General features: G+C 42.1%; 21 protein-coding genes. 12 read left to right on the top strand and 9 right to left on the bottom strand.

The window, feature by feature from the left end; genetic code table 11:
• Positions 1 to 47 precede the first annotated feature (47 nt).
• The 3 genes from G8D99_RS15230 (at position 48) to dnaJ (ending at position 4916) form a co-directional block, all read left to right on the top strand.
• Entirely contained in the window at positions 48 to 3194 is a 3147-nt protein-coding gene (locus tag G8D99_RS15230; RefSeq protein ID WP_166327326.1) for an efflux RND transporter permease subunit, read from the top strand.
• A gap of 133 nt (positions 3195 to 3327) precedes the next feature.
• A complete protein-coding gene (locus tag G8D99_RS15225; RefSeq protein ID WP_166327324.1) occupies positions 3328 to 3705 on the top strand; it encodes a hypothetical protein in 378 nt (125 codons plus the stop codon).
• 92 nt (positions 3706 to 3797) lie between these two features.
• On the top strand, positions 3798 to 4916 hold the full coding sequence (dnaJ, locus tag G8D99_RS15220; RefSeq protein WP_166327322.1) for a molecular chaperone DnaJ: 1119 nt from the start codon (positions 3798 to 3800) through the stop codon (positions 4914 to 4916).
• Between the two features lie 272 nt (positions 4917 to 5188).
• Here dnaJ and G8D99_RS15215 read toward each other — a convergent pair whose 3' ends face one another.
• Together G8D99_RS15215 and G8D99_RS15210 are read right to left on the bottom strand one after the other, a co-directional pair.
• Positions 5189 to 5707 (bottom strand): IS630 family transposase, encoded by a 519-nt coding sequence (locus tag G8D99_RS15215; RefSeq protein WP_166323680.1) that lies wholly within the window; start codon positions 5705 to 5707, stop codon positions 5189 to 5191.
• A 23-nt stretch (positions 5708 to 5730) separates the two neighbouring features.
• A complete protein-coding gene (locus G8D99_RS15210) occupies positions 5731 to 6108 on the bottom strand; it encodes an IS630 transposase-related protein (RefSeq protein WP_166324020.1) in 378 nt (125 codons plus the stop codon).
• Here G8D99_RS15210 and G8D99_RS15205 point away from each other — a divergent pair.
• A complete protein-coding gene (locus tag G8D99_RS15205; protein ID WP_166327320.1) occupies positions 6107 to 6532 on the top strand; it encodes a PH domain-containing protein in 426 nt (141 codons plus the stop codon). The genes G8D99_RS15210 and G8D99_RS15205 overlap by 2 nt on opposite strands.
• A 95-nt stretch (positions 6533 to 6627) precedes the next feature.
• Here the strand turns inward: G8D99_RS15205 and G8D99_RS15200 are convergent, their stop codons facing one another.
• The 3 genes from G8D99_RS15200 to ubiG are packed head-to-tail and all read right to left on the bottom strand — an operon-like array spanning position 6628 to position 8840.
• The gene (locus G8D99_RS15200; protein ID WP_166327318.1) at positions 6628 to 7374 is read right to left on the bottom strand and encodes a YciK family oxidoreductase; all 747 of its coding nucleotides are present in this window, start codon (positions 7372 to 7374) and stop codon (positions 6628 to 6630) included.
• Between the two features lie 57 nt (positions 7375 to 7431).
• Complete coding sequence (locus G8D99_RS15195; RefSeq protein WP_166327316.1) at positions 7432 to 8118, bottom strand: HAD family hydrolase; 687 nt, start codon at positions 8116 to 8118, stop codon at positions 7432 to 7434.
• Positions 8119 to 8123: 5 nt separating this feature from the next.
• Positions 8124 to 8840, bottom strand: a complete 717-nt coding sequence (gene ubiG, locus G8D99_RS15190; protein ID WP_166327313.1) for a bifunctional 2-polyprenyl-6-hydroxyphenol methylase/3-demethylubiquinol 3-O-methyltransferase UbiG — start codon at positions 8838 to 8840, stop codon at positions 8124 to 8126.
• A gap of 189 nt (positions 8841 to 9029) precedes the next feature.
• On the opposite strand from ubiG, the gene G8D99_RS15185 reads away from it, so the two are divergent.
• Positions 9030 to 9647 (top strand): thiol:disulfide interchange protein DsbA/DsbL, encoded by a 618-nt coding sequence (locus G8D99_RS15185; RefSeq protein ID WP_166327312.1) that lies wholly within the window; start codon positions 9030 to 9032, stop codon positions 9645 to 9647.
• Positions 9648 to 9717: 70 nt separating this feature from the next.
• On the opposite strand, the gene G8D99_RS15180 is transcribed toward G8D99_RS15185, so the two are convergent.
• Positions 9718 to 10365, bottom strand: a complete 648-nt coding sequence (locus G8D99_RS15180) for a TetR family transcriptional regulator (RefSeq protein ID WP_166327311.1) — start codon at positions 10363 to 10365, stop codon at positions 9718 to 9720.
• Between the two features lie 200 nt (positions 10366 to 10565).
• Here G8D99_RS15180 and G8D99_RS15175 point away from each other — a divergent pair, with 200 nt between their 5' ends.
• From G8D99_RS15175 to G8D99_RS15155, 5 genes are all read left to right on the top strand, one after another.
• Positions 10566 to 11600: a flavin reductase family protein gene (locus G8D99_RS15175; protein WP_166327310.1), complete on the top strand. Its 1035-nt coding sequence runs from the start codon at positions 10566 to 10568 to the stop codon at positions 11598 to 11600.
• Between the two features lie 29 nt (positions 11601 to 11629).
• Complete coding sequence (locus G8D99_RS15170; protein WP_166327309.1) at positions 11630 to 12772, top strand: fatty acid desaturase family protein; 1143 nt, start codon at positions 11630 to 11632, stop codon at positions 12770 to 12772.
• Positions 12773 to 13244: 472 nt separating this feature from the next.
• The gene (locus tag G8D99_RS15165) at positions 13245 to 13553 is read left to right on the top strand and encodes a hypothetical protein (RefSeq protein ID WP_166327308.1); all 309 of its coding nucleotides are present in this window, start codon (positions 13245 to 13247) and stop codon (positions 13551 to 13553) included.
• A 414-nt stretch (positions 13554 to 13967) separates the two neighbouring features.
• The gene (rph, locus tag G8D99_RS15160; protein WP_166327307.1) at positions 13968 to 14684 is read left to right on the top strand and encodes a ribonuclease PH; all 717 of its coding nucleotides are present in this window, start codon (positions 13968 to 13970) and stop codon (positions 14682 to 14684) included.
• A gap of 121 nt (positions 14685 to 14805) precedes the next feature.
• Positions 14806 to 15075, top strand: coding sequence for a hypothetical protein (locus G8D99_RS15155; protein ID WP_166327306.1), 270 nt, complete (start codon positions 14806 to 14808; stop codon positions 15073 to 15075).
• A gap of 60 nt (positions 15076 to 15135) precedes the next feature.
• Here G8D99_RS15155 and nadC read toward each other — a convergent pair whose 3' ends face one another.
• Positions 15136 to 15987 (bottom strand): carboxylating nicotinate-nucleotide diphosphorylase, encoded by an 852-nt coding sequence (gene nadC / locus G8D99_RS15150; protein WP_166327305.1) that lies wholly within the window; start codon positions 15985 to 15987, stop codon positions 15136 to 15138.
• Positions 15988 to 16151: 164 nt separating this feature from the next.
• Here nadC and ampD point away from each other — a divergent pair, with 164 nt between their 5' ends.
• Complete coding sequence (ampD, locus tag G8D99_RS15145; RefSeq protein WP_166327304.1) at positions 16152 to 16733, top strand: 1,6-anhydro-N-acetylmuramyl-L-alanine amidase AmpD; 582 nt, start codon at positions 16152 to 16154, stop codon at positions 16731 to 16733.
• 96 nt (positions 16734 to 16829) lie between these two features.
• A complete protein-coding gene (gene murJ, locus G8D99_RS15140) occupies positions 16830 to 18383 on the top strand; it encodes a murein biosynthesis integral membrane protein MurJ (protein ID WP_171522769.1) in 1554 nt (517 codons plus the stop codon).
• An 87-nt stretch (positions 18384 to 18470) separates the two neighbouring features.
• Here the strand turns inward: murJ and G8D99_RS15135 are convergent, their stop codons facing one another.
• Both G8D99_RS15135 and G8D99_RS15130 read right to left on the bottom strand, forming a co-directional pair.
• A complete protein-coding gene (locus tag G8D99_RS15135; protein WP_166327302.1) occupies positions 18471 to 19160 on the bottom strand; it encodes an FKBP-type peptidyl-prolyl cis-trans isomerase in 690 nt (229 codons plus the stop codon).
• Between the two features lie 48 nt (positions 19161 to 19208).
• Positions 19209 to 19943: an FKBP-type peptidyl-prolyl cis-trans isomerase gene (locus G8D99_RS15130; protein ID WP_166327301.1), complete on the bottom strand. Its 735-nt coding sequence runs from the start codon at positions 19941 to 19943 to the stop codon at positions 19209 to 19211.
• Positions 19944 to 20042 lie beyond the last annotated feature (99 nt).

Below are 20042 nucleotides of genomic sequence, written 5' to 3'. Positions count from 1 at the left end.
CAGCCACAGCTCAATGCGTTCAGCACTGCTCAAGCAGGAGTGAACTAATGCGCGCTTCTTGGAATTTTAATCTATCGGAATGGGCACTCAACAATAAAGGACTGGTGCTGTACTTCATGATCTTGATGGGGATTGTAGGAATCTATTCCTATTCAAAACTGTCGCAAAGTGAAGACCCACCCTTTAGTTTTAAAGTCATGGTAGTTCAAACCTATTGGCCGGGGGCAACGGCGCAAGAGGTGTCACTACAGGTCACCGATCGTATTGAAAAAGAATTGATGAGCACCGGTTTGTATGAGCGCATTACCGCCTATTCAAGACCCGGCGAATCGATGGTGACTTTCATTGCCAAAGACTCACTCAAGTCCAAAGAGTTGCCGAATGTGTGGTATCAAGCCCGTAAGAAAATCGGGGACATCAAACATCAACTGCCAAGCGGGGTACAAGGTCCTTTTTTCAATGATGAATTTGGCGACACCTTTGGCAATATCTATGTGTTGATCGGTGCTGAGTTTGACTATGGCGTACTCAAAGAATATGCCGACCGCTTGCAGTTGCAACTGCAACGAGTCAAAGATGTCGGTAAAGTCGATTTGGTGGGTCTGCAAGATCAAAAAATTTGGATTGAAATTTCCAACACTAAATCGGCACAGATGGGTATTCCTGTAACTGCCATTCAAGAAGCCTTACAAAAACAAAATAGCATTGCCAGTGCAGGTTTTTTTGAAACAGGCACCGACCGTATTCAAGTGCGGGTCAGTGGACAACTGAAAAATGTTGATCAGCTCAAAACCATGCCGTTATTGGTGGGCAATAAAACCATTCAACTCGGCGATGTGGCTGAGGTCTATCGTGGCTTTAGTGAGCCGGCACAACCGCGTATGCGTTTTATGGGACAGAACGGGATTGGGATTGCGGTATCCATGCGTAAGGGCGGTGACATCATTGCACTGGGTAAAAATCTCGAAAGCCAATTTAGCCAATTACAACAATCGCTACCTTTAGGCATGAAACTTGAAAAAGTCTCTGATCAGCCGGTAGCGGTGCAACGCAGTATCCACGAATTTATTAAAGTCTTGGCTGAAGCGGTGATTATCGTTTTATTGGTCAGCTTCTTCTCACTCGGGTTTCGTACTGGTTTGGTGGTGGCATTTTCCATTCCTTTGGTCTTGGCAATGACTTTCGCCGGCATGAACTTATTTGATGTCGGACTGCATAAAATTTCATTGGGTGCACTGATTTTAGCACTGGGTCTATTGGTCGATGATGCCATTATTGCGGTGGAAATGATGGCGATCAAAATGGAGCAGGGCTATAGCCGAATCAAAGCTGCAGGCTTTGCTTGGACATCGACTGCATTCCCTATGCTGACAGGGACTTTAATTACCGCAGCAGGCTTTTTACCGATTGCGACGGCAGCCTCGAGTACCGGCGAATATACCCGTTCCATTTTCCAAGTGGTGACCATTGCTTTGGTGGTGTCGTGGTTTGCAGCGGTATTATTTGTGCCATATTTGGGTGATAAATTATTGCCTGATTTTAATCAGCAGCCGCAAAAAGCGCCGTGGTATCAACGACTCTGGGCGCGTTTGCGTAAACAGCCTGAACCTATCGCGGTGATTCATCATCAAGGGGAACATCATGACCCTTATCAGACCAAGGCTTATCAAAAATTTAGAAGCATGGTGAATGCGTGTTTGACCTATCGTAAAACCGTGATTGCAGCGACCGTGGGGCTGTTCGTATTGTCGATTTTAATGTTTAAGTTGGTGCCGCAGCAGTTCTTTCCACCGTCGAATCGTGCTGAAATTTTGGTGGATTTGAAATTGGAAGAAGGCGCTTCACTGACCGCAACTGAACAAGCAGTGAAAAAAGTAGAGCAATTTTTATCCAAGCAACAGGGCATTGATAACTACGTCGCCTATGTCGGCACTGGTTCACCACGTTTTTATTTACCGCTCGATCAACAACTCCCTCAAGCCAGTTTTGCTCAATTTGTGGTATTAGCATCCTCACTCGATGATCGCGATGAACTCCGTAAAGAACTCAGTCAAAATATTAAAAAATTGTTGCCTGAGGTAAGAACACGCGTTTCGCTATTGGAAAATGGTCCGCCGGTGGGTTACCCGATCCAGTTCCGTGTTTCGGGTGAAGACCTGAACACCGTACGCCAACGTGCACAGCAAGTGGCAAAAGTCATTGGAGAAAATCCGAACAGCAGCAATGTACATTTGGATTGGGGTGAACCCAGCAAGATTATTTCTTTACAGATTGATCAAGACCGTGCCCGACAGTTAGGCGTTAGCAGTTTAGATTTAGCGAACTTTTTAAACAGTTCCATTAGCGGTGCGGTGATCAATCAGTACCGTGAAAAACGCGAGTTGATTGATATTCGTTTGCGCGGGGATCAAGCGGAGCGGGCGGAAGTTGGGTCATTGTCCAGTCTTGCGATTCCGACTTCGAACGGCGGAACCGTGCCTTTGGCGCACATTGCCGATATTCACTATCAGTTTGAAGATGGTCTGATTTGGCACCGCAATCGTTTACCGACCATTACCGTACGCGCCGATATCCGCAGCGACTTGCAACCGGCAACCGTGGTGAATCAACTGAAAGATCAGATCGAAACCCTGCGTGCCGATTTACCAAGTGGCTATTTGATCGAAGTCGGGGGTACGGTTGAAGAATCAGCACGCGGGCAGAACTCAGTCAATGCCGGAATGCCACTGTTTTTAGCCGTAGTGTTCACCTTGCTGATGATTCAGCTGAAAAGTATTGCTCGTGCTTTTATTGTATTTTTGACGGCGCCTTTGGGCTTAATTGGCGTGGTGCTGTTTTTACTTTTGTTCAATAAGCCTTTTGGTTTTGTGGCGATGCTAGGCACCATTGCCTTGTCTGGCATGATCATGCGCAATTCACTGATTTTAATTGATCAGATTGAGCAAGATATTCGCGCAGGGCATCCGGCGTGGGAGGCGATTTTAGATGCCACGGTGCGCCGTTCACGTCCGATTATTCTGACTGCATTGGCGGCGGTATTGGCCATGATTCCGTTGTCGCGCAGTATTTTCTTCGGCCCAATGGCGGTGGCGATTATGGGCGGCTTGATTATTGCAACCTTGTTGACCTTGTTTTTCTTACCGGCATTGTATGCAGCGTGGTTTAAAGTAAAAAAAGATACAAAAAATGCGTAGAAATACGCTTTACTAGGTGCGATTTTTTTAAAAATTCAATATAGTAGGCGCTAGTTTTTAACACAAAATAACATAATGAATGGACCACATAAAAAATAATTGAGCATGTGGTCTGTTGAGGTCGAAAGTATCCATGGGGCAAGACAATCTAGAAAGACACCGTCGTTACATGACCCTGTCTTACATTTTTATGTTTCTTGCATTATTTACTGTTGTCACTGCTGTTATCGCGTATTTCTTGGCGCGTAAAGTGGTGCAGGCAGAAGGTGTTGAAGTCTGGATGAATGCTCAATCGCTCTGGGTCATGCGCAGTGTGATTTTATTTATCATCTTGGCGGTGTTTGCGGCACTGTGGTTTATTCCTGCCTGTTTTATTTACTGGGACAGCGTGCTGTGGGTGAAAGCCTGTGCGGTCACTGGTGTCGTCTTTAGTGCGATTGCTTGGCTTTATCTTTTAAATGCGTGGTTAAAAGGCTTTAGCAAATACATGCAGAAAAAAGCCGCATTCTAAAATAATTTTTAATCTGACTTGTAATCTCGGAGTATGACCCCAACATACTTCGCAGTGAAGTAATCTCAAATTTTTGTGGAGCATCGCCAGACATGGCTAAACGTGATTATTATGAGGTTTTAGGCGTATCTAAAACCGCTAGTGATGATGAAATTAAAAAAGCCTACCGTAAGTTGGCGATGAAGTATCATCCAGACCGTAACCCAGACAACGCTGAAGCGGAAGATAAATTCAAAGAAGCTGCTGAAGCTTATGAAGTTTTATCAGACAGCGAAAAACGTAGCATGTATGACCGTATGGGACATCAAGCGTTTGAAGGTGGTATGGGCGGTGGCGGCGGCTTCGGCGGTGGTTTTAGCGCAGAAGACATTTTCAGCCAGTTTGGTGATATTTTCGGTGGCGCGTTTGGCGGTGGTGGTCGTGGTGGTCAACAACGTCAGAAGCGTGGTTCAGACTTACGCTATGTGATGGAATTGACCCTAGAAGAAGCAGTAAAAGGCGTCAAAAAAACCATTACCTTTACTGCACCTGCCCCATGTGAAACATGTGACGGTAAGGGCTCTAAAAATCCAAATGATGTTGAAACCTGTAAAACCTGTCATGGTGCGGGTCAAGTACGCATGCAACAAGGTTTCTTCTCAGTTCAGCAAACCTGTAGCACCTGTCGTGGTCAAGGGAAAATCATCAAGAACCCATGTAACACCTGTCATGGTTCAGGGGTGAAAGATCGTCAGCAAACCTTAGAAGTGACGATTCCTGCTGGCGTGGACAATGGCGATCGCGTTCGTTTAAGTGGTAAAGGCGAAGCGATTCGTGATGGTCAATCAGGCGACTTATACGTTGAAGTTCAAGTGCGTGAGCATGAGATTTTCCAACGTGATGGTGCAGACCTGTATATGGATGTGCCAATCAGCATTGCTGATGCTGCTTTGGGTAAAGAAATTGAAATCCCAACCCTTGAAGGTCGTGTCAATTTGAAAGTGCCTGAGGGTACCCAAACAGGCAAAATGTTCCGCCTACGTGGTAAGGGTGTGAAACCTGTACGTAGCAGCATGCAAGGTGATTTGCTTTGCCGTGTTGTGGTGGAAACACCGGTGCATTTGACTGCACGTCAACGTGAATTGCTGAAAGAATTACAAGACACAATGGATGGTGAAGACAGCAAATCTTCTCCGAAGAAAAAATCGTTCTTCGATCGTTTGTTTGATTGATAATATTGAATTAAAAAAAGCCCAACTCAGAGTTGGGCTTTTTTTATTTTAAATCTTTAATTGTTTTATTAATCTGTGCTTTTGAGGATAAATTAAAATTAATTGAATAAAAATGATCAGATAAAACCACAAAAAAATTGGATATAATTTATACTGCTTGGAAAATTAAATATATTTTAGAGGGATTTATGGGAAGTTATATTGAGTCAAATTTAGGCCGAGATGAAAAAATTTTAGAAAAAGCACACGTATAGCTAAGTATAGAATATAAGCTACATCATCTTGAATGCAATATCCAAAGCGTCGGGAAGTGTTTTATTGCTATGGGCAACCATATGTCTGACTTTACTTTTTAGGACAGACCATGCTCTCTCAATAGGATTTAGATCAGGACTATATGCAGGTAGATAAACAATTCTTATCTGATATCGTGCTGCCAAGTCATCAATTACTCGACCTTTATGAATGGATGCATTATCTAGAATCAGCAAATAACTCTTAGTCTGATCATCCTTTTGCTTTAAATCCTGCAACAAATATTCCAACCAACAGACAAAAATATTCCGATCACACGAACCGTGAAAAACTAAAGGTTGAGTAAACTTGAATGGTGCATTTGATCTGACCGCACTGATCATACTGAGTCTCGTGCCATGCCCACCTGACTTAAATGCATGACAACGTTGACCTTTTGGAGACCAACCATATTCTGCGGTTTCATTGGTATTGATGCCTGATTCATCGATATAAAGAATGTGATCTTCACCATATTGCTGCTTCCACTGAGGCAAACACCATTCAAATACAGCACGGCTTAACTTGCAGGCTTGTTTGTAGAGAAAACTCTTTTTTTACGCGTCCAACCCATCTTATTTAGAGCTTTTAAAATGACATGATAGCCAACGCTATAACCGAATTTCTGTTCAAACAAAGGAATAAGATCTTTAGCTTGGGTAAATGGCGTTGTTTTTACAAATGCTTCAAAAGCTTGCAGGTCCAGAATCTTTGAGGGACGTCCTACATTTGGAGACTTAGGTTGTTTGAGTTGACCAGTCTGCTGTTCGATCAGGATCCAATCATCGAGCGTGGTTCTGGCAATATTAAATATTTCGCACGTCTTAGATTTATGCTTTGACTGTTTATAAAACTGCATGGCTTTTTCGCGTAAATCGACAGAATATGTTTTTGGCATGGTCTTAAAGATTAAAGTTTTTTCTATTGTAGCTCATCTTAAACTTTTAGCTATATCTTGGCTGTCTCAATTTTGGTACATTGTTTTAGGTATCATAACTTTGCCTATGCTTATAGGGATTGTTTTTTTACTGATCGCATTTATTAATGTCTGGACTACAGAATTAGCTATAACTAATAGAAGAATTATAGCGAAGACAGGTTTAATTCGTAGAAATACAATTGAATTAAAAGTGACTAGAGTAGAAAGTCTAGGAGTAGATCAAGGAATTTTAGGTCGTATTTTTAATTTTGGATCTATTATTGTGAAAGGAATAGGAGGTTCAAATGCTCCAATTCCTTACATTGCAAAACCATTAGAATTTAGACAACGTGTAAATCATTATTTAGATGAATTAGATGATAAGAAATCGATAGAAATCTAAATAAAATTGATCGATTTATGTGACTAACTTCAAACTTAGTTTTTAAAAGAAAATAAAAGGAGATCTTTAAGATCTCCTTTTTTTAATCAGAAATATTAACTTTGGGCATCAATACTTTGACCATTCAGGCCAATACTGTCTTCCCCCATCAAATAAAGGTAAGCAGGCATTAGCTGTTCAGGTGTCGGTAAGGTTTTTGGATCTTCATCTGGATAGGCTTTGGCACGCATCGCGGTACGCGTCGCCCCTGGGTTAATGCAGTTAAAGCGAATGTTCGGATGTACATTTTCTTTGGCAAAAATTTGACTCACCGCTTCAATGGCAATCTTCGATACAGAATAAGCACCCCAAGTAGCACGTGCTTCACGTCCAACCCCAGAACTTGCGAAGATTACTGAAGCATTGTCAGATTTTTCTAATAATGGCAGTAATTCTTGGGTCAGAATAAACGGTGCGCGCAAATTCACTGCCATCACATCATCCCATTCATCAATCGGATAATGCGCCAATTCAGTACGTGAACCCAAAATCCCGGCATTGTGCAAAATCCCATCAAGACGACCAAACTGCTGTGCCAAGGTGTCATACAGCAACTCATAATCATGCGCCCCTGCGGTCGACAGTTGCAGTGGCAGAATTGCAGGTTGAGGTGCGCCTAAGCCTTCAATTTCATCGTAAATCACTTCAAGTTTATTGATGGTTCGTCCATGAAGAACCACGGTTGCTCCATGTAAGGCATAGCTAATGGCAGCAGCACGACCAATCCCATCTCCGGCACCCGTAATAAGAATAATCTTATCTTTGAGTAAATCTGGACGAGGTTGATATTCTGAATAATTCATGGGCGACCTCCTATACATGTTCTGATTGTTAAGTATAAAACTGTATTTATTGTTCAATTAAGCCGTTTTTTGATGCGGATCCAACAGCTTAAATACAGCCTGCTGTAATTCTTCGACATCATTCACTATACAGTCCGCTTGCCATGCTGTTAAGTCATCTTTGTGTTCTAACGGTAAATAACCATAGGCTGCCAAAATGGTATACATGCCAGCATTGCGTCCGGCATCAATATCACGGGGATGATCTCCCACATAGATACAGGTTTCAGCAGGCAAATTGATTTGCTTCGCGGCCAAATACATCGGTTCAGGATCAGGTTTGGTTTTGCTGACATCTTCAGGGCACACCAAAACGGCACAACGTTCAGTCAGATTTAAGGCTTTGAGTAAAGCCTCACTCAGCCAACGCGGTTTGTTGGTGACAATGCCCCAAGGAATCTGTTTTGCTTCTAAAGCATCGAGCAGGGGATACATGCCCTCGAACAGATCGGTATCGACCGCAATATCTTCACCATAAATATCGAGAAAACGTTGTCGATGCGCCAAGAAAATAGGATCAGTCACATCCAATTCAGGATAGACCAACTTCACCATCGCACGTGCACCTTCCGATACCTGAGTACGAATTAATGCAGCCTCCACGACATCACGCTGTTCTTCACGGCACATGTTTTGAATGATACGGACGAAGTCAGCCGCCGTATCAATCAACGTCCCATCTAAGTCAAATAAGACCGCTTTCATCGAACTTACTCAGCCCCTTCATTGCGAGTATAGACCATGTAGTTCACATCGACATTAGGTGCAAGCCAATAGTTTTTGGTCAATGGGTTGTAATGTAAACCCGTCATGTCTTTGAGTTTTAGACCTGCACCACGAATATCATGTGCCAATTCTGAGGGCTTAATAAATTTACTGTAATCGTGTGTACCTTTTTTCAGCATACGCAGAATGTATTCGGCACCGACAATGGCAAATAAATATGATTTTGGATTGCGGTTAATGGTCGAGAAGAACACGTGACCGTTGGGCTTGACCAATTTTTGGCAGGCTTGAATAATTGAAGCAGGATCAGGCACGTGTTCGAGCATTTCCATGCAAGTGACTACGTCATATTGACCTGCTTGTTCTTCTGCCAATTGCTCAACAGGCACTTGGAGGTACTCAATATTGGTGACATTTTCTTGTTCTGCATGTAAACGCGCGACATTCAGTGGCGCTGCACCCATATCGATACCTAAAACTTCTGCGCCACGGCGTGCCATGCTTTCAGCCAAAATACCGCCACCACAGCCTACATCAAGCACCTTTTTGCCGCTTAAACCACCAGCATGTTCATCAATCCAATTGAGACGCAATGGGTTGATTTGATGCAAGGGGCGGAACTCAGAATTCTGATCCCACCAGATCGCAGCGAATGCTTCAAATTTTGCAATTTCTTGTGGATCAACATTGAGTTGCGACATTAGAGCGACCTCAGTAAAGTGTGTTGTATAGAAGATTAAAAAATTAGTATAGCCCTGTTAGTGTAGCGTTTCTTTGGAAAAAAGCGATAAATCAACAAAAAAACTTCACAGAAGGAAAACCAATTTCCCATATTTGATTTATAGTGAGCTCATAAGCTAAACAAAATGATACTGAGGATAAAAAACTCAATGAAAAAATTGATATTAAGCGGTGTAGCAGCTGCAGTGATGAGTTTCACCAGTGCAGCAATGGCAGCAAATTTTGTTGCAGGAAAAGATTACACCGTGGTTGCCAATCCCATCAAAGTTGATGTACCGGGTAAAATCGAAGTCCGTGAATTCTTCTGGTATGGTTGCCCACACTGTTTCAAACTTGAACCGCATATGCAGGCATGGTTGAAGAAAATTCCAAAAGATGTGAATTTCCTTCGTACCCCAGCGGCGATGAATCCGGTTTGGGAAATGGGGGCACGTGGTTACTATACATCTGAAGCTTTGGGCGTACGTCGTAAAACCCATTTGCCTTTGTTCCATGCGATTCACGAAGGAAATAAACAAATTTTTGACCAAAAATCACAGGCGCAATTCTTTACCAAATACGGTATTCCAGAAGCGAAATTTAACAGCACGTTCAATTCGTTTGCGATCACTGCAAAAGTGAGTCAGTCGAATAAATTGGCAGCGCAACTTCAGTTAACGGGTGTACCTGCGGTGGTGGTGAATGGTAAATACATCGTGCAAGGTGAAGATGCCAAAGTCACCCAAGTGATCAGCTATTTGGTTGAAAAAGAGCGTAAAGCAAAATAATTCATGCAATATGAATATAAAAAAACCCGCACTGTGCGGGTTTTTTTATGGCTTAGATTTAAGGGCACATTTAAGCAGGACTTTGACCGCTCCAATTGGAAATGCCTTTAAAAATCAAATGCACTTGAGTCACGGATTGTTTCTTTAATACCAGTTTTTGCAGTTCGAGTTCCATGCCACTGTATTGACGACCCAAACTGATCCAAGACATCGCCCAAGTAAAGCATAGATTAATCAGAATATTGGACAACACTTTTAAATCATTGGCATTGTTAAAGTTCTGCACGATTTCAAACTTTTCCAAATCATCGGCAAGATCGACCACCAAAAAATCGATTTCACGTGCAATCGCACGACGCACGCTATCAGAGCCACCCCAGCGTTCCGCAATCATAAAAATCCACGGGGTCGGGTTTTGATCGATCGCTTCAAAAAACAGCTGCATCGAGCTTTCTGTTTTGGCATCCATTTGTGCCAAACCTTGCCCTAACTGATGTAAAACATTTTTCAGATACAGCGCAACTTGATCGACCAACTCCTGACCCAATTCATCCATATCTTGAAAATGCCGATAAAATGCAGTTGGGACTAAACCGACTTCACGGGCCACTTCACGCAAACTAATGCTACTAAACGAACGGCCCGATGTGCTCAATTTTAAAGCCGCATCGAGTAAAGCCTGACGGCTCTGTTGTTTGCGTTCATCACGTATAGACATTGGTTTACCTAAAGGATTGGGTCGAGACGAGTCTATCAAAAAATACAAAACAAAAAATACAAAATTAAACGACGAATGTCAGTGAACACATGTTGACTCATTTTGAAAATAAGTTTAGTGTACAACCGTTCACTACATGAACACATGTTCACTCAAATAAAATTCAAATAACAATCACACCACCCACAAGAGGAATGAGAATGAGCAGTATCATGACTTACCAACCTGAATGGATCCGCGAAGATTTTGTGGATTTTATTGCTGAAAAAATCAATCCAATGTGGGCATGGAAACGAGCAAAAGCAGCTGTAATTGCGATTGATGCGTTGAGTGAAGACTTTTTCAAAATTCGACTTCGCCCTAATCTCAACTTTAAAGCGCGAGATTTGAAAGCAGGGCAGAGTATTTTAGTCACTGTTGTCATTGAAGGTGTACGTCAACAGCGCAGTTATTCAGTGATTGAACAGTTAAAGAATGGTGATGTCATCATTGCTGTTCGCGTGCAAGGTATTGTATCGAAATGCCTGACTCAAATGCCAATTCATCAGGTCGTTGAACTTTCTCAGCCACAAGGTGAGTTTCTTTTACAGTCCAATGATCAATCGCGATTATTGATTGCTTCAGGGAGTGGCATTACCGCCATCTATTCATTATTAAAACAAGCCTTAGCGCAAGATGAATCAGGCTCGCCCACTCAGATGGACCTGATTTATTTTACCCGCGACCGTGCGTTTCACGTGGAGCTAGCACAGCTTGCTGAGCATTATCCTCATTTCCACTATCATCTGATTGATACGACTCAAACTCGGCAACATCTCGATCTCGCTTTGTTAAAAAAGATGACACCGCATTTTCAAACCGCCACCACCTATGCCTGTGGCGCTCAACCGATGATGTACAGCCTGAATCAGATTTATAGAGATTTAAATCTTCAGGATCGATTAAAACAGGAATATTTCCACATTCAGGTTGATGAAAACTTGCCTGCGCAAGATGTGACTTTTTTAAGGTCACAGCAGCAGTTTCAGGCAGACCGTAATTTATTGGAAAGTGCTGAGCAAGCGGGATTACGACCTGCACATGGCTGTCGTATTGGGATTTGTAATACCTGTAGTTGCACCAAGGTGAGTGGCTCAACCAAAAATATCATCACTGGTGAAATCGACCACGGCACTAATACCCAAATCAAATTGTGTGTCAGTCAAGCGATTAGCCCTGTCGTAATTAATCTCTAAAGCCAAATATAGACAGTGAGAAAAATAAAATGAATATGTCGCTCAATTTTCCATTCAACAGTAAATCGAAACATTTAAGTCCTGAACAGATTGAAGAATTTGGTCGCCGTGTTGATGAAATTCGTCAAAATATCATGGCGGATATTGGTGAAGCTGATGCCAAATACATTTATAAAATCCGTAACTTTGTGCGCTATAGCGAAATCAGTTCACGAGCATTACTCATGTTCGGTGGCTGGTTGCCACCGGTATGGCTATTCGGTACGGGACTATTGGGGCTGTCCAAGATCGTGGAGAATATGGAACTTGGACACAATGTGATGCATGGGCAGTTTGATTGGTTGAATGATCCGAGCTTGAATGGTGCCAATTATGATTGGGATACCATTTCTACAGGGGATGATTGGAAATATACGCATAATTATATTCACCATACCTATACCAATATTGTCGGCATGGATCATGATGTCGGCTACGGTTTACTGCGTGTCAGTGAATCGCAAAAATGGGAACCTCGATTCTTATTTAATATTCCGCTTGCGATGCAATTGATGGTGTTTTTTGAATGGTACGTGGGTGTGCAAAATCTGCATTTGGAAGATGCTTTGGTGTATAAAACCAAAACGTGGAAGCAGGTGTGGGCAGATGCTGCAAAATTTCGTAAAAAAGCCTGCCGTCAGGTAGTGAAAGATTACGTATTCTTTCCGCTTATTGCTGGGCCGAATGCAGTTCCTGTATTGGCAGGAAATGCTGTGGCGAATGTGATTCGGAGTCTGTGGTCATCTGCAGTGATTTTTAATGGTCACTTTACTGAAGATGCCGAAACCTTTGAAGCGGACAATATAGAAAATGAAACGCGTGCGGAGTGGTATTTAAGACAAATTCGAGGTTCAAGTAATTTTACCGGTACGCAGTGGCTGCATATTTTAAGTGGGAACTTGAGTCATCAAATTGAGCATCATTTATTCCCTGATATGCCTGCCAATCGTTATGCACAAGCAGCGCCACAGCTTCGTGCTTTATGTGCTGAATATGGTGTGAATTATAATGAAGCGGACTTCTTAAAACAATTCGCCAGTGTTTGGGTGCGTTTGGCGAAGTGTTCTTTGCCCAATGGCATGAGCGCTAAAATTACTCGGTCTTTAAACAAGGTAAAGGGAATATTTGCTTAATCGCTGCATGCTACATAATGCTTATTCATCTATTGAGCTCACCTTGCCTCATTCTAACGCTTTAAATTAAAGTGCTAATAAGCTGATGATTAGAGATCATCGGCTTTTTTTGACTCTTAGAAAAGATCTATTCTGAGGTGAGTATCAGGTTGTTTAGTCATTCAAATCTGATAGTCAATGAATGCTCATTGATTGTGAGTTAAGCGTTATAAAAGGAATCATTAGATAAAATTTCATTCACCATGTTGGCACATCAATTCCAAGCCTTTATATTTACCTCTTGGTGTAATTGTATTCTTGCTGATCACAGATCTGATCTGGAGTCATTCAAGTTGGTTGATCATTTTCTTTCGAAACGCAGCTTATTTTTTTGCTATTAATACTTGGTGCTTAGATCTATATCCAAAGACAAAAAAATCAACCCCGTCGTTAACTTTAAATCAGAAGCTTATAATTTTTTGAGTAATTGAGTATGAATCATTCATCGATACAGCCTGCAGATGATCGCGTGATTAAATCTTGGTTTGGATTTTTTTTAGGTTTGATTTGTGTGGTGCTAAGCTTAGTGGCACTCTGCAAAAACCTGAGTGGCACTGGCGTGATGCAGCTTTTGGGATTTTTGTGTTTTTGGTATCCATGGACACAGATGCAAATTTGGAATCAATCGATCAAACACTTTTTTAAAGTTGATGATACGTCGACACATCCAATACAGCGCTATCTTACGCTTATGGGTTCAGTCCTGCTGATTGCGGCTCTCATGATTCAATATCTAGCTTAAAAACAGCCTATCATTAAATTTAATAACGATAATAAGTTTTGGGCTTCAGAATGTAGAAGCTTTGATTCAACAAAGTCAGAGTAAAAAATTGACCATGCTCATTAATATATTTTGACGATAAATAGATAGAAACAAAGTCCTTCATTGAACATTAATTGAGCTGTATTATTCTTCATCAGATACTAGGCTGTAGTTTCTGATTTATTCCTCCTTATTGTTGTTTCGTATGCTTTTTCAATGCTCATCCATCCCTCGGATGAGCTTTTTTTTGTCTATTAATCATGATCATCAATGTTTATTCACCAATACAGCGGTGATTCTTCAATTTTTAAAACATTTACATGCAACAAAACCATCGAGATTGGATCTGCTATAATGTGCGCAATTAATTTTTAGTGAAATTTAGGACGAGTTATGCGTATTGACCAACGAGCATTAGACCAACTTCGTGAAGTAAAAATCACCCGTAACTACACACGTTATGCAGAAGGTTCTGTATTGGTTGAGTTTGGTCATACCAAAGTACTTTGTACTGCAAGCATTGATAATTCAGTTCCACGTTTCTTAAAAGGTAAAGGTCAAGGCTGGGTGACAGCAGAATACGGCATGTTGCCACGTTCAACTCATACGCGTAGTGATCGTGAAGCGGCACGTGGTAAACAAAGTGGTCGTACTCAAGAGATTCAACGTTTAATCGGTCGTAGCTTACGTGCCATGGTTGACTTGAAAAAACTCGGTGAAAATACCATTACCATCGACTGTGATGTGATCCAAGCTGATGGCGGCACACGTACGGCTTCAATTACTGGTGCAGCAGTTGCCTTGATTGATGCAATGAATGTATTGCTTGAGAAAAAGAAAATCAAACAAGACCCACTCAAAGGTTTGGTTGCTGCGATTTCTGTGGGTATTTTCCAAGACGAAGTGCTGTTAGATCTGTGCTATGAAGAAGATTCAAACTGTCAAACTGACTTAAATGTAGTGATGACTCAAGCAGGTGAGTTCATTGAAATTCAAGGCACCGCTGAAGAAAAACCATTTACCCGTGCACAATCGAATGCCATGTTAGAAATGGCTGAAAAAGGCATTGCGGAATTGGTGAAGAAACAACAAGAAGCATTAGGCTGGTAAATTGTTAGCTTAACCAATAAAAAAAGCACATCTAAGGATGTGCTTTTTTTATATCAAAAATTACACAACATCGTTTTTGAATTGCTTAGGATGAAAACACAGCCGTTTAAAGAGTAATCCAATGAAACTGATCCTCATCGCATGTATGATTTTTAGCTTTTTTTTAACTGCATGTAGTCCGCGTTCAGAGCAAGAAGATCGAGACAATTCTTCCATCATGAAGCAGACTTCTGACAACGACAACGACAACGACAACGACAACGACAACGACAACGACAACGACAACGACAACGACAACGACAACGACAACGACAACGACAACGACAACGACAACGACAACGACAACGACAACGACAACGATCGTCGGAAAAAGCAAGATCGTGATGATTAAGCATTAAAAAGGAGGCATTCGCCTCCTTGATCATCGGTCTATGCCAATCAATAAATCATATCAGTGGTCTTGGTGAAAACGCATCGATAAGTCAATCGCTTTGACATCTTTGGTCAGTACGCCCATCGAAATGTAATCGACGCCTGTGCTTGCCACTTCACGTAAATTTTCAAGGGTGATATTACCTGACGCTTCGAGTTTACAACGCCCCGCCACATGCTGAACCGCATCGATCATCTGCTGATGACTAAAATTATCCAGCATCACAATATCTGCTTTGGCTTCAATCGCTTGATTCAGCTCATCCCATGTTTCGACTTCTACTTCAACCAGTTTACCGGGGGCAATTAGATGCGCTTTGGCAATGGCCTGAGCAATCCCACCGGCTGCCATAATATGGTTTTCTTTAATTAAAAAGGCATCGAATAAACCTAAGCGATGATTTTGCCCACCCCCGATTGCGACTGCATATTTTTGTGCAATACGTAAGCCCGGTAAGGTTTTACGGGTATCGAGCAGTTTGGTATTTAAACCATCTAAGTGTTTGACATAATGCGCAGTTTTGGTTGCAACAGCAGACAAGGTTTGGATGAAGTTCAAAGCAGGACGTTCAACAGTCAACAAACTCCGTGCAGAACCTGACAATTGAAGAAAGGCTTCATTGGCTTGAACCAATTCGCCTTCTTGTTTTAACCATGTGATTTTGACTTGCGCATCATATTGTTGAATCAATGCATTGACCCAAGGCTGACCGGCCAAGACCATGGCTTCACGTGTAATCACAGTGGCTTGCGCAGTTTCATGTTCAGGAGTCAGTAGGGCAGTGATATCGCCCTCGCCAATATCTTCAGCCAAGGCCTGTTCAATATTGCGTTGAATCGTCTGTTCGAGTAAAGATTGAGGTATGCGCATAACGTCCTGATTCTAAATCCCTGAAAAATGCTGAATATATTAGCATCGCTTTTGTTGTAATCATGTGCTTTTTCATCTGAGTTTTTTATTTGCCAATCGACTGTTGTAGATCACCAAGGATGAAACCATAATAATGTATCGCTTCTTATGCTTTGAAATGCGTTATGTCACAGATGCCTCAGTTTCAAGTGATCGATGGTTGTTTGCAACGTGCAACACAGATCCCATCGCCCAACTATAATCAGCGCCCCGAACACAGCGACATTCAATTGGTGGTGATTCATAATATTAGCCTGCCACCCTCGCAATTTGGTGGCGGTTATATTGAGCAATTTTTTCAAAACCAACTCGATTGGGATGCACATCCTTATTTTAAAACCATTGAAGGTATGCAAGTATCAACGCATTTGTTGATTCTACGCAGCGGAGAAGTGCTGCAATTTGTCAATTTCAAAGATCGAGCTTGGCATGCTGGGCGTTCAAGCTATATGGCGTTGCCTGAATGTAACGATTATTCAATTGGGATTGAATTGGAAGGCAGTGACGATACCGATTTTGAAGAGATTCAATATCAAACGCTGGCTGAAGTGGTGAAAACCTTACAACAGGCATATCCAAAAATTGCTCATCATATTGCCGGGCATTCCGATATTGCCCCCGGACGTAAAACGGATCCAGGGCCGCATTTTCAATGGTCGCATTTTCGTGCGTTGTTGCAGCAAGCGAAGTCGAATGTTGATGTATAAACATGCAAGTGTGCATCAAAAATCAGCGCATCATTTATGATTAAACAACGAAATTTAGTTTAATTTTCATTACAATAACGACATTCTTTGGAGTGGGTGAATACGATGGCGCTTTGGCGATCGACCTTTATTGTCAGTGCAATGACCATGCTGTCCCGGGTTTTGGGACTGGTACGTGATATGGTCTTGATGAACGTCTTTGGAGCGGGTAAAGACTTCGATACCTTCGTGGTGGCTTTTCGTATTCCCAACTTCTTTAGACGATTGTTTGCCGAAGGGGCATTTTCTCAAGCCTTTATTCCGGTATTGACCGAATATAAAACCACCAAATTACATGCAGAAGTTCAGATTCTGATTAGTCGAGTCTTCGGCTGTTTACTCTCGGTGATGAGCGTCTTAACCTTGTTTTGCATGATCATTGCGCCGGCCATTTTGTATGTCTATGCACCCGGTTTCCATGATGACCCTGCTAAATTTGATTTGGCGGTGGATTTATTTCGCCTGACCATTCCCTATTTGATGTTTATGTCACTGACTGCATTTGCCAGTAGTATTTTAAACAGCTATGGCTCATTCTCAACGCCTGCATTTGCACCTGTTTTACTCAATGTTGCGATGATTGCCGGGGCGTTATGGTTAACCCCCTTTATGGCAAAGCCAATTATGGCACTCGGTTGGGCGGTGGTGATTGCCGGGATTTTACAGTTGGCCCTACAAATCCCCGAGCTATGGCGTAAAAAACTTTTGATTCCACCGAAAGTTGATTTTAAACATGAAGGTGTAGAGCGCATTTTAAAATTGATGCTGCCAGCCTTATTTGGTGTTTCAGTCACTCAAATTAACTTACTACTCAACACCATTTGGGCATCTTTCATGCAAGATGGTTCGGTGTCGTGGTTGTATAGTGCGGAACGTATGACTGAGTTACCTTTGGGTCTTATTGGGGTCGCAATTGGTACCGTAATTTTGCCATCGTTGTCTGCTCGAAAAGCTGAAGATGATCAAACCAAATTTAAAGCCATGTTGGACTGGGCGGCACGTGTCATTGTCATGGTCGGTGTGCCTGCGAGTATTGCGCTGTTTATGTTGTCAACGCCGATTATCCAAGCCTTATTTCAACATGGTGCCTTTGATGTGCGTGATACTGAAATGACCGCTTTGGCCCTGCAATGTATGAGTGGGGGAGTGTTGGCGTTTATGCTGATTAAAGTCTTTGCACCGGGTTTCTATGCCATTCAAGACACCAAGACACCTGTAAGAGTTGGATTGATGGCGGTGGCTGCCAATGCAATTATTAACGTGGTATTGATTGCTTTCTTCCGCTTCATTGGTTGGGAAGAGCAACATATGGCTTTGGCGATTGCTTCTTCAGGTTCCGCTTTGGTTAATGCCGGCATGTTGTATTTCTATTTACATCAGCGTGATATTTTCCGTTTTGGGCCACATTGGAAAAAATTATTTGTGCAATTTACGATAGCCAATATTGCCATGATTGCAGCCTTGGCTTATGCCTTAACCTGGTATAACGGCGAACTCAGTCAATGGTTGCGCATTGTTGAAGTGCTTGCACTGTGTGTGATCGGTGTGTTGGCGTATTTGGTTGGCTTATTGATTACAGGTTTTCGACCACGTGATTTAAGACATGGTTAAACGCGAGTAGATTTAAAATTCACAGCATTATCCATCAAAAAAAAACATCGCTGCGGCGATGTTTTTTATTTAAGGCGTGTGCAAGATTTAAGGTGAAACTTTTAATAGCTCCACATCAAAAATTAAGGTGCTATTCGGTTCAATCGAATCACCTGAGCCAATTTCACCGTAGGCCAGTTTTGCAGGAATAAAGAAGCGATATTTACTGCCTTCTTTCATCAGTTGTAATCCTTCAGTCCAACCTGGAATCACTTGGCTGGCTTGAAATTCAACCGGTTGATTACGTGCAATTGAACTGTCAAACACCGTACCATCGATCAAACGTCCTTCATAATCGACTTTAACTTTGGAGGACGCTGTTGGGGTTTTCCCTGTGCCTGATTTCAGGATTTGATATTGCAAACCACTTGGGCGCGTGGTCACACCAGCTTTTTTGGCATTGTCCGCTAAAAAGGCTTCACCCGCTTTGAGGTTTTGGTCCGCCAATTGTTTAAATTGTTGCAGTTGTTTTGATTCATTCTGCTTTTTATATTGAGTTAAAGCTTTGGCCATTTCTTCATCGGTCAAACTTGAAGCTTGACCTGAAGCAGCTTGTCTTAAACCTTGAATAAAAGCGTCTAAATTAACTTCTTTTAAGGTTTCAGCATTGGTGCGTCCCATGACATAACCATAGCTATAACCGAGTTGATCCTGTTGTGAACTTTTATTGTTAATGCTAACCGCGAAAGCCGGAGTCATTAAAACCGCCAAACTGAAGCAAAGTACCATTTTTTTCATGATCGAATTCCAAAAAAAGGAGAGCAATGGCTCTCCTTTGACTTTATCTTAATTTACTTTAATTAATTCAACATCGAAAATTAAAGTACTGTTCGGTGGAATCGTCCCTGGAACACCTTGTTCGCCATAAGCCAACTGCGCAGGGATGTAAAGCGTTGCTTTAGACCCTTCTTTCATAAGTTGGAGACCTTCAGTCCAACCTGGAATCACTTGGTTCAATGGGAACTCAACCGGTTGACCACGTTCAACTGAGCTATCAAACACTTTACCATCGAGTAGTTTGCCAGTGTAATGTACTTTCACCACAGACTGTGCATTCGGTTGCTTCCCTTTACCTTGCTGGGTAATTTTGTACTGTAAGCCTGATGCTGTAGTCTTAACGCCGTCTTTTTTAGCGTTTTCTGCTAAGAAGTTCACATCTTTATTGGCTGCAGAAGCAGGCTGTGCTTCAGGCTTTACCGCTTTGGCATCATTGATTTGTTTGTTCTGCATTTCTTTTTGGAAATCAGCATAAGCGGCTTGTAATTCTTCATCGGTAAATTGACGCTCTTTCTTGGCACGTGCATCACGGATACCGCTGATGAAGGCATTGCTATCGACTTCTTCAGGGGTTTGACTTGCCACTTCATAACCGAGTGCATAACTGATTTTTTCAACAGGTTTTGATGATTGAGATACTGTGCTTGCAGAGGCATCAGCAGGGTGTTGAGTTGCATAATAAACAGGGACAAGTGCAGCGCCGCCTAAAAGAACTGCAACAGCGATGGGTAAGGCTTTACTCATGAGAATTTCCAAATTTTTATCTTTAAAATGCTATTTCTATTATAGCTTGTTCACTCAAGCATATAACGTCTTGTTCGGAAACGATATATAAATTCGATG

Source organism: Acinetobacter lanii (assembly GCF_011578285.1).
In the GTDB taxonomy this organism is placed as follows: domain Bacteria; phylum Pseudomonadota; class Gammaproteobacteria; order Pseudomonadales; family Moraxellaceae; genus Acinetobacter; species Acinetobacter lanii.
This window is presented reverse-complemented; position numbering and strand designations above follow the sequence as displayed.